The following is a 16620-nucleotide window of genomic DNA, read 5'->3' on the forward strand; positions in this document are numbered from 1 at the left end:
TTCCCGGATTACGCTTACGCTAATCCGGGCTACAAGGGCTGAAAAGTGTTTTCGTAGCGTGTTTCTTTCTGAATTAATGCAAACATTAGGTCAAACATACTGTATGATAATCGTAATCAGTACTGTTTCCATTTAATTTTGACAGGTAAAGTCGTTCCCGCGAAGGCGGGAACGACAGACTATGACCGTGGCTTGTTAGAATGGAAACAAAACCAGATTCCGGGATAAAAGCTCTGGTCAACACATACCATGATCACAAAACCATTTGATATGAAACGGATTTACATTCAGCTTCTCATGCTTTTCATTGGACTTGGCTTTGGCTGTCAAACGCTGGCCTTTGATCAAAATAAAATAAGGAATACCAGCCTGGTTGTTCAGATGCAGCAACGGGAGCTGATTGTGCTGATCCATGGCCTGGTGCGCAGCTCCGCCAGCATGCGACCCCTGCAACGCTGGCTGGAAAAACAGGGATACACGGTTTTTCTCTACAGTTATCCGTCAACACGTTATACGATTCAGGAGCACGGTGCCCGCCTGAATCAATACATTCAGGAAACGCTTGCGAAAAATCCAGGCATCAAAATCCATTTTATTACTCACAGTCTCGGCGGCATCATTGCCCGGGAAGCATTGTTTTCTCTGTCGGACAGGCAGTTAAAACACATTGGCAGTCTGATTATGCTGTCGCCGCCCAATCGGGGATCCTTTCTGGCCAAATTGACAGTGACACTGTTTCCAATGATTCGTCCGATAATCAAGCCACTGGCCGAATTAAGTGACGCCCCCTCATCCTACGTGCATCAGGTGCCTGTTCCCAGGGTTAACATCGGCATCATCGCCGGGCGTTACGATGCCAAGGTTCCGCCGGCTTCAGCCCAGCTGACCGGACAGAACAGTCCGGTTATTATTAATACCAATCACACGTTTATCATGAATAATTCACAGACACGGCAGCTGATCATCCATTTTCTGCAGCATGGCCGCTTTACTGAACAGCCAGACGCGCTCAGGGCTGAATCAGCTCAGGAGCATCCAGAGGCTCTCTTTCCGACGAGGAGCGGCTAAGGGTATCTGCTGAACGAAATAATGAATAGCGCCGCAGTTCGTCTGCTGTCGTATGAGAAAGACGGTTTTTTTGAGTCCAGTCAATCAAGGCATCCAGTTTCGTTGGCGGCGGTTTTGAATCGACGATTTTCTGCCCCATGGCTTTAAAGGAAGTAGCAAAACTGCCAACCGAATTGAGGCCAGCGTAAGCCTCGGCCCATGGACTGTCCATCGAGGTAAGGGAAAAAATATTAGCAGGTGAAACAGCGCTGACTGCCACGTTTCTCCAGCCGAATCCTGCCGACACCGCGTTCATCACGACAGCGACGGCAACAATGGGAATGTGCCGTGGGTGGCGGCGCAGATGATCAAACAGATCAACCGTCAGCTGACGCAGCTCAAATGTATTAATCGCCATGAAGATGGACGAAACCAGGCCCGGTAAAAATCCAATCAGTATTTTCTCGGCCTCACAACTGTCGCTCAATGCGTCGTCGCTCAGCAACTCAACCCCATCATAGCCTTTTTGCGCAAATAACATGAAGGCGGGAATCAGCACCAGCAAAGCCAGAATGATATCAAAGGCCAGTCCGGACAGGTCTTTAAGCTTCTCACCGGTACTGACCGCGTCAACAGAACCAGGCTGGCTTGATAAGCTCTGCAGCAGCTCACGCAGTGTTTCTTCGTCACAGGGCCTGTTTTCCAGCAGCTCATTCGTCTGCCCCTTGAAATCAGTCGCGATATGCTTCAAATGAACGACACACTGTTTTTGCAGACGGACGTCAGAATCAATCAGGGCCGCGACTCTTGAGGAAAGATTAGTAAGACCAGCGTAACGCGACGCAAAGGTTACCCCAACATTCAGCGAAGAAGGAAAAACAGCCGAGATTCTCGCCCAGGGCAGCCATAAATAACTGCTGTAGGCAATGGCTCCATTGGCCAGGCCCGCGCAGGACGACAGCAGGATATTGCCTGTATTGACCGTGAAATGTCTGCAACTGTGAAAATACTGCCCCATTGAATCCTTAAATCGCAAAAAGGCATTTTCAATGAAAAAAGAAAAGAAAACCGTGTTAACAATCTGCGTGTTGACCGCCATCGCAACCGATGCAATTTTGGTTTCGGTTGGCATCTCCTCCCACCATTGCCCGTCAACATCCTCAATGCGCGATTGGGAAGGTTCCAAAAACGCATAGATAGCCGCCGAAAAAGCGGCCAATACCGCAACGGCATAAAAAAACCAGGTTCGCCATGACACCCCCTGAACTGACTGGAGATTTTCTGCGTCTATTTCTTCAATTACGTCAGCGGATTCGACATCCAGATCCGACACGCCCGCCTCGTCCGATCCTTCGGAGTAATCGGGATCCAATTCAATTACGTCAATAGGGTCGGCTGTCATCATAAGAGCACAACACAGGTTTTAGTTTGAAAATAGTCAGACATTGGCTTCTCTCCATAAAAGCGTTATTTCAGTCTACTACTAAACCCAATCGATTAAAACATGACAAATTGATCACTTTCTATAAAATTCTGGAGCGATTGATGTCCTTCCGCATGGAACATGAGGCTAATCAAAACGCTGCCCAAAATTGCGGTAGACGGATCGAACTGGCGGCTGCCTTCAACCGTTTTAAGGCCTCAGTTGCCCGTGATTCCCCCTCTTCCTGTGAGCTGTTGCTGCCCTGGAGATAAGACTCACTGACCCAGGCACCAAACTGCTGATTTTCTTCCACAAAGGTACGTAATCCATGGTTGTATCGAGAGAAGGCCTGGTTCACGTCTCCGTTCGCCGCATACAGCTCCCCCGCCAGAATATAGGCCCCAACCAGCGCGAGACTGGTTCCCTGGCCTGACAGGGGAGAGGCACAATACGCGGCATCGCCAAGCAATGCGACCCGGCCTTTGGTCCAGGAGGACATTTTAACCTGGGTAATCGAGTCAAAATAAAAATCCCGGCAGCGGTCCAGGCGCTGCAGCAGATTATCAGCCTCCCAGCCCATATTTCTGAAGGTGTCTTTTAAAAATCGCTTCTGCTCGTTTTCATCACGCGGATCGCTCAGTCTGTGAGCGGATCGAAACATAAACCCTGCGCGGGCGCGGTCAGGATCTTCATCGCTGCTGACGTGAATCAGCTTTTTACTGCCTTCATACATCAGATCGCAATGATCCAGATTAAGATAGTTGTCGATATCAAAAACCGATATATAGGCGTTCAGATTTTTTAAATGGTATTCCTTTTCCGTAAATACCTTTCGCCTTATGGACGAATGCAGACCGTCCGCCCCTACCACCAGATCAAATGATTCTTTTTTTCCGTCCTTAAAAACCACATCAACACAATCTGTATGTTGAGAAAGGCTGTCTATTTCCTGATTAAAAAAGCAGGGTACATCTGGAATCAGCTGCATCAGGATATCAACCAGTGCACCTCGCACAATTTCAACATCCTCCCCTTCTCTAAAACCAAAGCGCTGCCCTTCTTCTTCATAAAGCGTGTGTCCCTGCGCGTCAACATGACGCCCAATGGCAATTCTGGTGCGCTGCTCACAGATGGTCTGATAAATTCCCATTTTTTTAACCAGTTCAACCGCAACGCCTCGTATGTCAATTGCAAAACCACCCTTGCGCAAGCCATCGTTTTTTTCAATCATGACCGGCGAAAAACCAAAATGCTGCAGCCAGTAGCAAAGAGCCGGCCCGGCAAGGCTCGCGCCAACAACCAGAATTTTTTTAGAACCTGACATGCTTTCTCCCCAGTAGTAAAGTCCCTCAGCCGTTGAGCTGGGGCTAATGCCATAGTACCAGGGTCTGTTGATAATTGCTTTCTATCAGCCTGCGTACTGCGCTTTACGCGCGATATCCAGACAATTCCCGGAATCTTATTGCACACTTGGACCCCGCGCAGGTTGGGTGCCAATTCCATGTTGGGCCAAGGCCCAACCTACGTCATATAATGCAGCCTGCGTGCCGGGGCGATTACATAAGGTGGCACTTCCGCTCGGCGCCACGGGAATCGCGGTTGCGCTCGACTGCCGGCTGATTTGTGTCCTCCGGTGCTGAGGCTTGTGGTATCGCTGGCAGCACCGCATCCAGCTCGGACATGTGCGCGCCATGGTTACGGCGTACATCAGCAGCAGCCTTAAAAAACAGCCTGTCTGTCGGACGCAGTAATCCACGATAAACAGCCTCGGCTTTCTTCTGCTGATAACGCTCGGTTAACCAGTACGCCGCCTTCTCGCTCAGCTGATGCGTGTGTTCGGCAATCTGGCGCAGATGCTCAGTCCGGTAAGGCTTTAACACAACCACGCTCAGACGATTGGCCAGGGCATCAGACAAGGGCAGCCGGTTGCTGGTTGATACCGGGTTCTGTGTAGCCAGAAAGAACGCTCCCGGCTTGTCTGGCGGGTTGCCGTCCGGATCCGTTCCTGACAGCAGGGTATTCAGCAGGAACTCTTCATCCAGACCATTCAGCTCGTCAATCAACATGAACATGCCACCCCGCCAGCCTGCCACAAGCTGCTCGCGTCTTATCGTGCGATCGCTTGTATCAATCTCGACAAACGGAATAGCCCAGGCCGTGAGAAGACGCCGCAGCAACTGCGTCTTGAACACCCCAGGCGGGCCTTCCAGCAAAAGACCATTGATGCCCTGATGCTGACTGACCTCACCGGCCTCTTTTTTCTCCCGAACCAGGATAAGCCTGCGCAGGGTATGCGCAATTTTTCTATGGATGGGAGTCCACGTAAAGTCCCCGCCCAAATCGGGTAAAGGCAAGGCGTGCAGGCGCTCCTGAAGACTTTGAGTGTCTTGTTTTAATTCATGAATGAACACCTTGCCTGCCGCGGTTTTTTTATACAGGCCGCGTAACTCAAGGCTGATTGCATAGCGTATCAGCATCTCATCCGAAAAGCCCTGCAGACAGGGCTGGTGCTTCAAGGCAAAGGCCTGAATACAAATCATCATGGCATTACGCGATGTCATGATAAGACCGGCGTTTAATGCGCGTTGGTGGCAGGACTTGATTAAGTCAAGCTGAGAGGCGGCATCGGAAAAGTGGCCTAAAAGCGGCATCAGGAGCCGGTCCAGAATGGGCAATGAAGGCCTGACTTCCAGATAATGCGGAAATCGTCGGAATAAATCCACTTCCACCCGGCCTTCAAAGCCGAGAAAATTACCCGCCAGGCCTACCCGGTGGCGCTGCGGATCAAGTTGGTATCGCATGCCATTGAGCCAGATGACAAATTCACCCCGCAGCATATGATACAAAAAATGGTAGGATTGATTTTTGCAGTTGGCCTCGTCATCAAACCAAATCGCGATGCCCGTGTCCTGATGAATCCAGTCCATCAGAGCCTCTGGCCCATGATGAATCTTCAAATCAACGTGCTGCTCCCCGGCCCAGGCTGGCAGACCGCGCAAAAATAGCTCGCTTTTACCCGTGCCGGATTGACCAATAAGAAACAGACAGGGCTGCCTTTCAAAAGCGGCCAGCAGCCCTTCAGGCGATAAGGGCAGCGTGTCAGGTTCTGATTTTATGGGTTGACCGGCAGAAAGACGCAGCCCCTGCATGATGTCGGGAATATTCTGAAAATGGCTATGACAAGGGGTACGTGCCAGCGTTTGATACAGGGCTTTACGCGCCGCCCGTTCGGGTTGGGGCAGGCGTTCAAAATCAAGCTCGGGATTATACTCAAGCGTCTGACTGGGAATATTACTCCATCTAACCGGGTCATCGCTGACCAGCGTGATGGAACCTTGAGCCATAATCCGCTCGCCGTTGATAAAAACATGCGGCGGATTCACAAACAGCGTTTGCGCGCGGCGGATGAATTCCGATGAAAACTGTCCGTGTAAAATGACGGGCTCACCATGGCGGATGGCCCGGGCCAAATCCGTCTCACAACTGACGAGGCGCATACCTTCGCGTTTTACGTTCAAAAACAGGGAGTCAAAACGCGTTTTCTCATCAACAGCGATGGAATGCCCCGCCAGTCCGTCCAGGGCAAAATCGAGGTCTGGGCAGAGGATTACCCGTATATTATCAGACAAAGTCAATGGCTGCTCAGATACCCGGAAAGCCTTAAGCGTCTCAGGCAGTGTAATACCGGGCAGAGGCTGAATCTGCAAGGGACAGGATAAGGCCCGGGCCTGTTGCGAGACGGCGTAACCTATGGCCGCATCAAGCGCTTCCGTCACAATAAGGCGCAGGGGCATCTGTGCCAGCAGGCCAGGATGATTGATAATAAAACCAGTCTGCGGATTGATGCCTGTATGAGGTAGAAGCGCACGCCATGTGCGGCTGTTCAAGGGAAACTCGTCTGCAATGAGGTCTGTAAGGGGTAATACAGGTTCTTGTTCAAACTGCGGTCTGGCCAGCTGCACCGAGGCCCCACGCGACAGCGCATGCCATTGTCCATTGGCAAAAAAACGAGCGCTTGCCTGGAGGGTATACATAAACTGCCGAAATTCCCGTTGATGCCATGGCGCATTATGCAGGGTAAGAGTGTCATTTTCCTGCAGTTTCAACAAGGGCCCGGCACGCCACACAAACCCGTCGTCGCAAGGCAGGATACGGCCTGCAATCTCGTCCTTCCAGTTGTCTGCACTGACAACCAGCACATCTCCCGGCCCAATGGGTCTGGAACATAGATCAGGTTTTGCCAGCTCAGGCCAGATGAGCTGTTCCGGCGAGCTTATCCTGTCCATGCGGGAGAGCATGTCCTCAGCCAGTTGCAGTGCACTCAATTTATCAAGCACCATAACGAGGCGCAGGTTGTCAGGCAAAAACACAGAACCCAGACGACGGCCTTCATTGTCAAACAGTTGATTATAAATAATATGCTCAGGTCTATTGTCAGAAAAATTGATAAACCAGACAAAGCTGCTTTCTGGTTCGGCCTGAGCACGTTTGATAAATAAGCCAAGAGCACTGTCGGCGGGAACGAGCCGGCCGTCGTCTGTAATCCGGTTGCCGGTCAGCTGCAAATCATCCAGATACGGCGTGAAAAAAGCCGGCGCGTCAATCAGGCTTAATACCGTCTGGTTGAATCGCTCAATCGCGGCACTGTGTGGCAGAATAAGTAAATGGCGACGAATTTCCTGGTGATGATAGATCATGTCACTCGCCAGTTCTTCCGGACTGGTGACGGACAGCGGACAATTGTTCCACAGGGTAAAATAGTCATCCCATTCCGTGGGAATGCAGTAGCGTGGCGTGACGGGAGCTGCCAATGGCACAGGCTCTGCAGGGGATGACGCCTGGGTTGATTGCGCAGGCTGGCTCGTTTCGTCGCTTTCCGGGGTGTATTCCGGGCTTGTCGCTGGCATGACAAAGGGCAGCGTTTTGACTATGGCCGGCGCCCCACCCAGATCAATGCTCTGTGGCCCATCCTCACCTACCCACACACCAAAGCTATGGCAGTCATTGCTGTTATAGAACGCCTGCAGACCAAACCCGCTGGCCAGTGCCGTGAAAAGCCAGGCGCGATGGCGACAGGAACCTGTCCGGGTTAGCAGAAGATGATTCAACAGGGCACTGGTGTCCGCAGGGCTGAAATCGTCACCATCATGGTTTGGGAACCGGCAAAACTCCGTCAGTGCCTGCACCAGTTGCCGCGCTGGGCGTTTTCGGAGCTGCTCATACGCCTCGCTGCGCTTAAGTTCTCCGCACTCGAAAACCAGCTCACTGATAAGCCTGAGCGTTCCGAAGGGCAGTCTGGCTGACGATTTCCCTGCCACCGCCGCCTTGCCTTCCTTGATAATGTAGATAAGCGTACTAGAGAACTGTATCGTCTCAGACTGGATATAATGGTAGCCAAGAAGGCCGTCCCGCCACAGGGTAATACCTGGCACATTACAGGCATATTCCATAACCCGATCACCATGACTCAGGGCCGGCAGACGCACAATCTGGCCGGGAAGCAGGGTAAAACCGTCCAGCTTTCCAAGAAAACAGTCTCGAGGCTGGAATGCTTCATCACGTTCCCAGGCGCGAAGCAGAGACGTCAGAGAGTGGGAAGAATCCTTGAGCTGTGTCAGGTTCCGCGCTGGCACAGGGTACGGAATAAAGCCTTCAAGCGCAGCGGACCAGGCGTAACTATGCAAATGATAGTTATGAGCCGGCGGTGAAACATGCTGATGATTAATAAACATCGAAGACGTGATATGGGTTTCCTTCCCGGTGCGTTTGAGTTGCCCATCCGGTTTCAGTGATGACGCCCCATGGCCAGAATGATGCGGACCGGTTACAACGTGGTGTTTAAAACGTACATTCGGATACAGGCGCTTCAGGCTATTCATCAGCTCCGCGTATGACACGCAGCTTCCCAGATCCACTATTTCTATGCCCGGGGCGGCATGCAGGAGCGCCAGTATCAGCTGTGGTTCCATGTCTAATGCAGGGTAGGTATTGCGCCAATTGAAGGCGCGCAGCCCTTTTAGGGAGTTTTGGCGCAGTTTCAAAGTCTGTGCTTCAAACCTGACGTTCGAAAAGAACAGGTTATGAAGATTAGGAAACGCGCCCAGGATCGTTTGCAACTGCTGCGCTGACAGCGTTGACTTCACGATGTCCAGTGATTTAACTGCCGGCGACAGATGGGAGCCAAGCCAGGACAAATCGGTATCTGAACGAATGTTCAATAGTTTTAAACAGGCAACACTGGACACGAGACGCTGCAACGGCTGATATTTAGCGCGCTGCTGCTGAATTAATTCCCCCGTGATTTCCAGCAGATACGAAACTATTGTCCGCAGCTGCGGCGCCTTCTTAAACCAGGCTATCAGGGACGGTGCATCCTGGTTACTGTTAACCAGCAGACAGTAGAGATTGTCCAGGGTATAGCGATAACGCGACAAGGTCAGCGGGCTGACAAAGCCCCTATCCGTCCTGTTAAGAGAGGCGCTGGTTAAAAAGGGAGCGGTACGCAGCAACTGCGCGATCAGATTAACAGGCAGCCTGTCAACCTCCAGATATTTTAAATGCGCCAGCGTTGAGGTTAAGCCTGTGCCCGTGTCTTCCCCCCCGGAAATCACCAGGGACTGCAGATTGGGCGTTGCCGCAAGCACCTTATCAAGACTCTCGAACCTGGCGTAGTGACAGTTCAGATCAATCAATCTACCCAGCGGCAGTTCCTGTGCTTTTTCGTTCAAACCATATAAAAAGGGTAGCTCATTAAGACACAAAAAAGACAGGCCAGGCGCCGCCTTAAGCAGTATTTCAAAGTCCCTCGGCAACAGAGTCGTATTGGTAAGGGTCAATGATGTTAAATGCGGCAGTGAACCGGGCTCAAGATAAAACTCAGCAGCACCACTGTCCTGCTTGAAAGGTTCGCAACTGAGTGTCAAATGAATGATGTCTGGCAGTGCCTTAAGTACATCCGCCAGAACCGGCCGTGTGACAGAAAAGCAACTGACCTCGGCGCGTGTTACATTCGTATAACGTCGGATTTCGTCAAGCACTGGTGCGCAATCATCTATGTGGTAAAAATTCAAATCGGCCTTCAGCGACACAACCTGGGATTTTTCCTGATTGCTCTTGTTTTGATGCAGGCCGTCTGAGCGAAGCTGCAGCTTATGTACCTCGAGTTTCTCGTATTGTTCAAAAGTATACCGCTGAATGGCGCTGAGGCTGCCATCAAAAAATGACGGGAAGAGTTCGCGATAATCGACACTCGATGAATGATCGTAAACAACAGATTTAACCCTGTCGATAAGAGCAGGCTGTAACTGATACGCGTCACCCCTTATCCAGTGTTGCCTGTTAAGAGAGAGGCCGTCTTCAGGCTCGAGCATGGCAATCAGCGCGTCCTGATCAGGCAAGACTTTTTCCGGGAACAAAGGCAGCCAGGGAAAAGGCTCAAATAAGCTTTCGGGGGTAAGCTGGCTTAAAGCCCCCACTAACTGGCCCAAAAACAGGTTATTAATCAGCTTTACCCGATCTTTGGGAATATTGATGCCAGCCGCCAGCTCGATGGCACGCGGCGAATGCACCGGTGTCAGGTTGATCAGATCAAGCGCCCCATTGCTGAGCCGTTTCAGTGTTAACGGAGCCCGCAGTCGGCTCTCAGTTGAAGAACAGGCCACAGGCTCGGGCGACGCAAAGGGAATATAAATTTCAAAGCCATGACAGCTGAGCTCTTCAAGAAAGATGGCTAACTGTTTTTGCATTTCCGAGCGTAAATAACGAAAATAACCGCTGTTAAAAACCAGTACCTTTTTCTTCTCTTCTGTATCGGACTGCCAGTCAACCCAGAAACGACCATCCGGCGTATCCAGAAAAGCACCAAAATCTATCTCGCCGGTATTCTCCGAAACCAGACTTCGTTCGTCGGTATAATGTCGGTAAAATAAATCAAGACGGGAATATAAATTCTGCAAAACAGGCGGGATTTTTTTGCTTTTCATTAATCATTAATTCCTAATAAAATGATGACCTAATTTATCACAATAACATTAAGAAAATATTAATAAAAAATGTAACTACCCAGGTACGTCATCCAGACGTAGCGAAGGATCTCAAATGGTTTAGCATTGAAAATCAGGAGATCCTTCACTGCGTTCAGGATGACGTGGGTTCATTGGGTTGATAGATCCCCGCCTGGGCGAGGATGACTCTTACATGTCAAAATGTGTAGCCCGGATTAGCGTCAGCGTAATCCGGGAAATGGACCACAAACGAGGAACCGTGCCGATACGGGCTGCATTCAGAGGGATAGAGAGCTCATGGCGTTTCGTTCTTTGTTATAAATATTATCATACAAAGGATTATCTTCGGCCGACTGCGGATACAGACTTATTTCCAGCGTATCCACAAACCCTATCCGCCGATAAAAGGCCTTTGCTGACTGATTCTGTTCACTTACCGCAAGCGTGAGTGTCTGCACTTCAGGTCTTTGCCGTAACTCACTGAAAACAGCTTCCATCATCAAACGGCCAAGCCCCTTGTTCTGCACCTGTTGAAGTAAATATAACTTGCTCAGTAGGGCCTTATCCTCACCGATCTGCAGCAGGCTGAAACCCGATAAAACCTGCGGGTGCGACAGCGAATATAAGCCCATGCAAACCATATCCGGATTGCTCAGCCAGTTGCTTACAATTTCATTAGAGTAGATCTCGTCAAGCTTGTCCTGAATACAGTCAACACCTCCACATCGAGCGATGTAATCCCCATAGGTCTCGATGAAGGTTGTCCGGGCCAGTGCCTTAAGCGTTTCCAGCTCCTCGATAGAAACTTTCTTAATTTCATATCCTTTTTTTACTAAATCACGTTTAAAAAAACCGAACATATTCACTCCTTGAATAATGTTAATAAACAATCCCTGTTTAAAAAAATTAAATCAGTTTTGACACGTGTCGTCCCCGCGCAGGCGGGGAACCATCCATGATTTGCGGACAAGGCTACGCTGGCGAATAGATCCCTGCCTGCGCGGGGATGACACTTACATGTCAAAAATAAATGGAAACAGCATTAGTAATATACCCTCAAAGTAATCATCCTGCATACAAAAAAAATCACGCTTTGAGTTTATTTATTTCAGCACATAGCGACTGGACTTTGCAAATTGCTAAGATTTTGCCAGTAATCTAAAAAAACAGAACATAATGATTCATCCTCACATTTCATAAGCAGGTCTTGCACCGTTTCCTGATTGTTGTTTTCGACGAAAGGATCTACGCCTTTTTGGTAAAATACACTAAGATAAGCCGGATTTTTAAATTTCACCATGAGATGCAGGCAAGTGTCTCCTTCATTTGTGCGCACATGAACATCTGCTCCAGCCTGTAAAAGGGCTTCTAAAAATTCGTTTTTTTTATTAACAATACTCCAATGAAGCAGGGTTCTATCAGACTTTTCGTCCTGGCAAAAACGACTCAAATGCTCTTTTGGAAATCGTTCAAGAAAGAGCCGAAACAGCTCTATATTGTCAGCACACATGGCTGAATACATGAGATTAACTGCCATTGTGATTACGTTATCGTCTCGATAGTCGTAATCAGGATTTTCTGAGATATCAACCCATTTCTCATTGATAAATTGATATACCAGTTCGGTATAACTGCATTTAATTGCTTCAATAAAACACCTCCACCTGGCAGATTCGGGCAGCTCATTCAAAAGAAGGATAAATAAATCTGACTTTCTTTGTCGCCAGGCATTAAGGAGGTAATGGTCCAGGGATAGATCCAGCTTCAAAGCTATCTTGTGATTTTTACTGCATTCAATAAAAGCGGAAATAATGCTGATATTGGCTGATTCTAATGCTATCTCAAAGGGAGTTTTACAATGATAGTTTTTTTTATTTGCCTGTTGCAATAAGACTTCTTTTTCCAGCATATTTTGCACGGACTTCAGGGAGCCAGATAATACCGCAATATGCAGGGGTGTGTATTTATTCGGTGAGCGCTCCTGAAAGTTACAGACTTCTTCTTCTGAGCATGGAATTTCCTCTTGTGAAAACGATTCATAGCCTGTTATGTAATCGTGCATTTCCTGCTTATTAAAATAATACATAACCACCTGTAAGGTCATATAAATGTTACCATTATGTGACATTCCCCTCTTTAAAAGCCTGTATTTGGTATCAATAAAGAGATCTATTATGCTTTGAGTGTTTTTAAGTGGCATTAATTTATGTGGAAAATTGCAATCATAGTAATCTACAGTCAAATCGTCATTGATTCGTAAAGATACAACATGCCCGCTTCCACTGATAAAAATCTGTGTTCTGCGAGGATATCTATTGATGATAATGTCGATTCTCTCTTGCAACTGTCCGGCATGAACCTGGATGTCCTCAACAGAAATCATCAGATTCTTACAGGGAAGATTACCCGCAATTTCAAATTGAAAATTCCTATTGTTTTGATTTATAAGTTGATTACATGCTTCGGGATTATCATATGTTTTGCAGATAACTGCATGGCTGTCCTGAAACCAAATCAGATCATTACACCATTGCTCAAAAATCTCACCTAAATTACGATAGTATGCCGCCTGGGGTAGCTCTGGATCAAATGGCGCGTCAAGTTGTCCCTGAGTGCCGTCCCAACCAGCTAAAAGCTCCAGAGTATCAAAATAATAATCTTCCTTTGTATTATCAATATAAAATGCATGTAGCCATGTAAATGCATTACAATGACCGCCATCATTATAGAAATCCAGGCTCCGCCGGGATAACTTAAGAAAATACTCAATTTTTTCCAGAATGGTTTTCTGACTTATGACTTGCAAAGACCTTACTGGCATTCTATCCACATAACCATCTCTTGATGGGGTTAAAAAAGCTATTGCCCCCGTATTATTAGCATAATCAAGAGGCGTCAAACCAAAAATATCATATAATTCATGCAGATTAATCTCCTGCATGGCACTGGCCAGAAGATGTATGACTTTACTGTCTGGAGATGGTGTTTTACAGGATATATGCAGAGCAGTCTGACCATGATAATCCCGCGCCAATACATCTGCTCCAGCCTCCAATAGCATGGCCGTTAACTCAGGGGATTGAGCTTCCGCTGCCACCATCAGTGCATTACGTTTTTTTTCTCCGATATAATTCGGATCAACGCCCTGATTCAAAAGATAAGCTGCCGCCTCGATTTTTTTGTATTTTGCTGCTGATATCAACGCTGAGTTATTCCATGATTCATGGGGTGTCAGATCATGATCCTGTTGCTTTAAAAGCTTAAGAACGTCAACGCGGTTATTCGCTGCCGCTAAACATGCCAGTTCATTTATGAGCTTTTTATCATTCCCATAACGGCAAATCTGCTCCTTAAGTGTATGTGGACGTAGAGCATCTGCCAATCCTGATTCTGCCGCTCTCCTTAACCATTCTTCAGGTATTAAATAACTAAAGAGGGTTAAAGGAGCGCTTTTTACGCCTTTAATAACGTTCAGGTGCTTAATAAGGATATTTTTAAACCAGGTATGACAGGGTTCTTTTTGGACCCATTCCAGCTTTATTTTTGCGAAATCAGATCCCTGGCCAAGCATAAATTCAGCAATTTCCAGCCTGTTACCAACCAATGCCCAAAGTAAACCATTTGCTGGATCAGCCCCGGCTTCTATTAGCTCCTTTACCTTTTGTAAATCACCAAGTCGAATGGCATATCGAAGTAATGTACAACCATCAATATCGGGAAAATCAACCGTTGTCGGATGAAAGGAGTGTTCTGATAATATACACCGCGTTTCTATACCTTTCCTGAACTCGATCAGTTGACTGAGTCTGTTAAATGCCAGCTGATTTGGGTCTGCGGCCATGTAAATATCCGGATTTATAATAAAAAAAGCCATATGTTACAATAAACAGACTTAGTGATCAATTATTGACGGCTCATTGAATAATCACCTGAACTCCATACGATTTGGCCGTTCGCATGAGTTACCGTATTTTTACCTGTCAAAATTACATGAAAACAACACTCGTAGAAAATACGGTAATAATTAAAACCGCTCTGACTTAATATTGCGCACCGTATTCATAACGCAGAGAACGAATACGTTACGCGAAGCGCTTTGGTTTTGTGTGAACAGCGTTTGCTCTGCATCACAGATGAGGAATAAAAATGCATACTGATAAACTTAAAAATCTGATTGCGGAAACCAGTCATGATAATCAGCTCCCAGCGGAAGAGCGGGCCAGGGAATTAATTGATGCAGGCGCCGATACCGGCGAATGTTTATTAAGCGCAGCGTCCTATCATCGTATTGAATTTATGAGATGGCTGATTGAATACGGAAAGGCTGACGTTAATTTCACTGATTACTACAATCGAACCCCATTACTTAAAGCAATATCGGATGCAAGTCGTTATCAAAATGACCCTGGTTGCATACAGCTTTTGCTCGAGCATGGCGCAGCCCCAAATATATATGAGAAATATGGCAATTCACCCTTGCTGGCAACCAATAATTTTGAGCTGATAAGACTGCTGCTGCAATATCGTGCCGATCCTAATCATCAGGATTACAAGGGCACGACCTGTTTAATGAATAATATTAAAAATCCCCGGACTGTCGAATGTCTGTTACAGCATGAAGCAAATCCAGATTTACAGAACAGCAAAGGCCAGACTGCGTTGATGCTGGCTATTGAGATGGGGCAACTTGACACAATCGCCTTGTTACTTGCTCATACCCGTTCGATCGAAATCTGCGACAAGGATAATCAAACCGCCGCTCAATACGCGCTGCGCTGTGGTCGAAGAGATGTTTTTGCCATGCTTTGTAATCGCTTTCCAGAAATTGAAGGGCTTTATGAGGAAGAAATGGTTCAATTGTTGTATCGTGAGCGTTTCCAGAAACCTCTGCCGATAGATGTTAATGAAATTAAAAACAACATGTCCCCACTTATGGAGGCTGTCAAAGCGGATGACTGCCTGCTGGTTGAAAAACTGTTACGTGCTGAAGCCAATGTAAATCTGAGAGCACGAAATGGAGCCGCTGCCATTGATTACGTCAACAGTGCGGAAATGGTGAGGCTATTGTTTCAATATGATGCGGAGATCACTTACTCTCGAGGGTCATTTTCCGTGATGTACACAAATCCGATAAGTGAAATCATCTGGAAAAAAAATGTTACTTTGTTAGAAGAGTACTTAAAAAACAAACAGGCCAGAGCAATTATTAACCATTGCTCCTATGACAACTTTAGTTATGAATCAACTCCTTTAGCGGAGGCTCTTAAATTAGCCCGTAACTATCCCGATAACCCTGACTATGTAGCGTTTGTTCGCTTACTCCTTGAGGCAGGAGCCGATCCACTTCAAAGAATAAATGGGCATTCCATTTTTCTAACACCCTGTTCTGAAGAGCTGAACGATTTGATGAATCAGGCTATAAAGTCAGATTTGAAAAAAACCATTGAGGATCATAATCTGGATAAACTCAAGATGATAGTTGAAAGTACCGGCTACTGGGGAACAGGTTTGCAATATTTAAGTACCTATAAAAATTCGATCGTACCTTTTGATAAGGCATCGCAAAATCAGGAGGCTTATCAAGTCTGGCTGAGTTCGCAACTGTTTATTTATCAGGCCTTTTATTTTATGCACAACCTTGCCGCATCCGAAGGTTTAGTAAAAAGCTTGACCACATTCAATAATTATCAGTCACAGGCGCGTCATTTGTTCAAAAGCCATATGATTCACAGCCTGTCAAACCTGATTCCAGTACCCATGACCGAGGAGTGGACTCTGGCATCAGAGATAATCTTAAAGATGATACAGGCCGGAGAAATGACCGGATGGCCTCAATATCGGATTCGTCAAATGCAGCTAAGCGCTGAGCGTGAGCAGCTGCTGTTACATAGTGTCGATTCAATGTGCCAGTGTGTGAATGAGCTGTCAAAACTTGAAATTACAGGATACCAACAACAGGATGCCTGGAATATCATGAAAGAATACATTGAAACTATTCTGCCCATACCAGAACAACACGACAGCCCGGGCATGTCCATGAGCTGACGTAAGCGTAGGTCGGGCGCTTCGCCCGACATGTTCTACTGACCTTTACGCTGGAACAATCTATGTTCAAAAAATTTGCATTTCCTCGCCCGACAGTGGATA

The 16620-nt window shown here is 47.4% G+C and carries 7 protein-coding genes; 2 read left to right on the forward strand and 5 right to left on the reverse strand.

The genetic code is table 11. The annotated features are described in order from the left end of the window. Positions 1-249: 249 nt before the first annotated feature. On the forward strand, positions 250-1068 hold the full coding sequence (locus tag ACQUTA_RS10085) for an esterase/lipase family protein (protein WP_444988118.1): 819 nt from the start codon (positions 250-252) through the stop codon (positions 1066-1068). Here the strand turns inward: ACQUTA_RS10085 and ACQUTA_RS10090 are convergent. From ACQUTA_RS10090 to ACQUTA_RS10110, 5 genes are all read right to left on the reverse strand, one after another. Beyond that, complete coding sequence (locus ACQUTA_RS10090; RefSeq protein ID WP_444988119.1) at positions 1010-2452, reverse strand: hypothetical protein; 1443 nt, start codon at positions 2450-2452, stop codon at positions 1010-1012. The genes ACQUTA_RS10085 and ACQUTA_RS10090 overlap by 59 nt on opposite strands. Before the next feature lie 169 nt (positions 2453-2621). Beyond that, positions 2622-3794, reverse strand: a complete 1173-nt coding sequence (locus ACQUTA_RS10095; protein ID WP_444988120.1) for a tetracycline destructase — start codon at positions 3792-3794, stop codon at positions 2622-2624. A 232-nt stretch (positions 3795-4026) separates the two neighbouring features. Next, positions 4027-10452: a MoxR family ATPase gene (locus ACQUTA_RS10100; protein ID WP_444988121.1), complete on the reverse strand. Its 6426-nt coding sequence runs from the start codon at positions 10450-10452 to the stop codon at positions 4027-4029. A 299-nt stretch (positions 10453-10751) separates the two neighbouring features. Then, entirely contained in the window at positions 10752-11333 is a 582-nt protein-coding gene (locus tag ACQUTA_RS10105; protein WP_444988122.1) for a GNAT family N-acetyltransferase, read from the reverse strand. Between the two features lie 248 nt (positions 11334-11581). Then, entirely contained in the window at positions 11582-14314 is a 2733-nt protein-coding gene (locus ACQUTA_RS10110) for an ankyrin repeat domain-containing protein (protein ID WP_444988123.1), read from the reverse strand. 305 nt (positions 14315-14619) lie between these two features. Between ACQUTA_RS10110 and ACQUTA_RS10115 the strand changes: the two genes are divergently transcribed. Beyond that, positions 14620-16518, forward strand: coding sequence for an ankyrin repeat domain-containing protein (locus ACQUTA_RS10115; RefSeq protein ID WP_444988124.1), 1899 nt, complete (start codon positions 14620-14622; stop codon positions 16516-16518). Positions 16519-16620: the final 102 nt, after the last annotated feature.

The organism is Legionella navarrensis, from assembly GCF_052527415.1.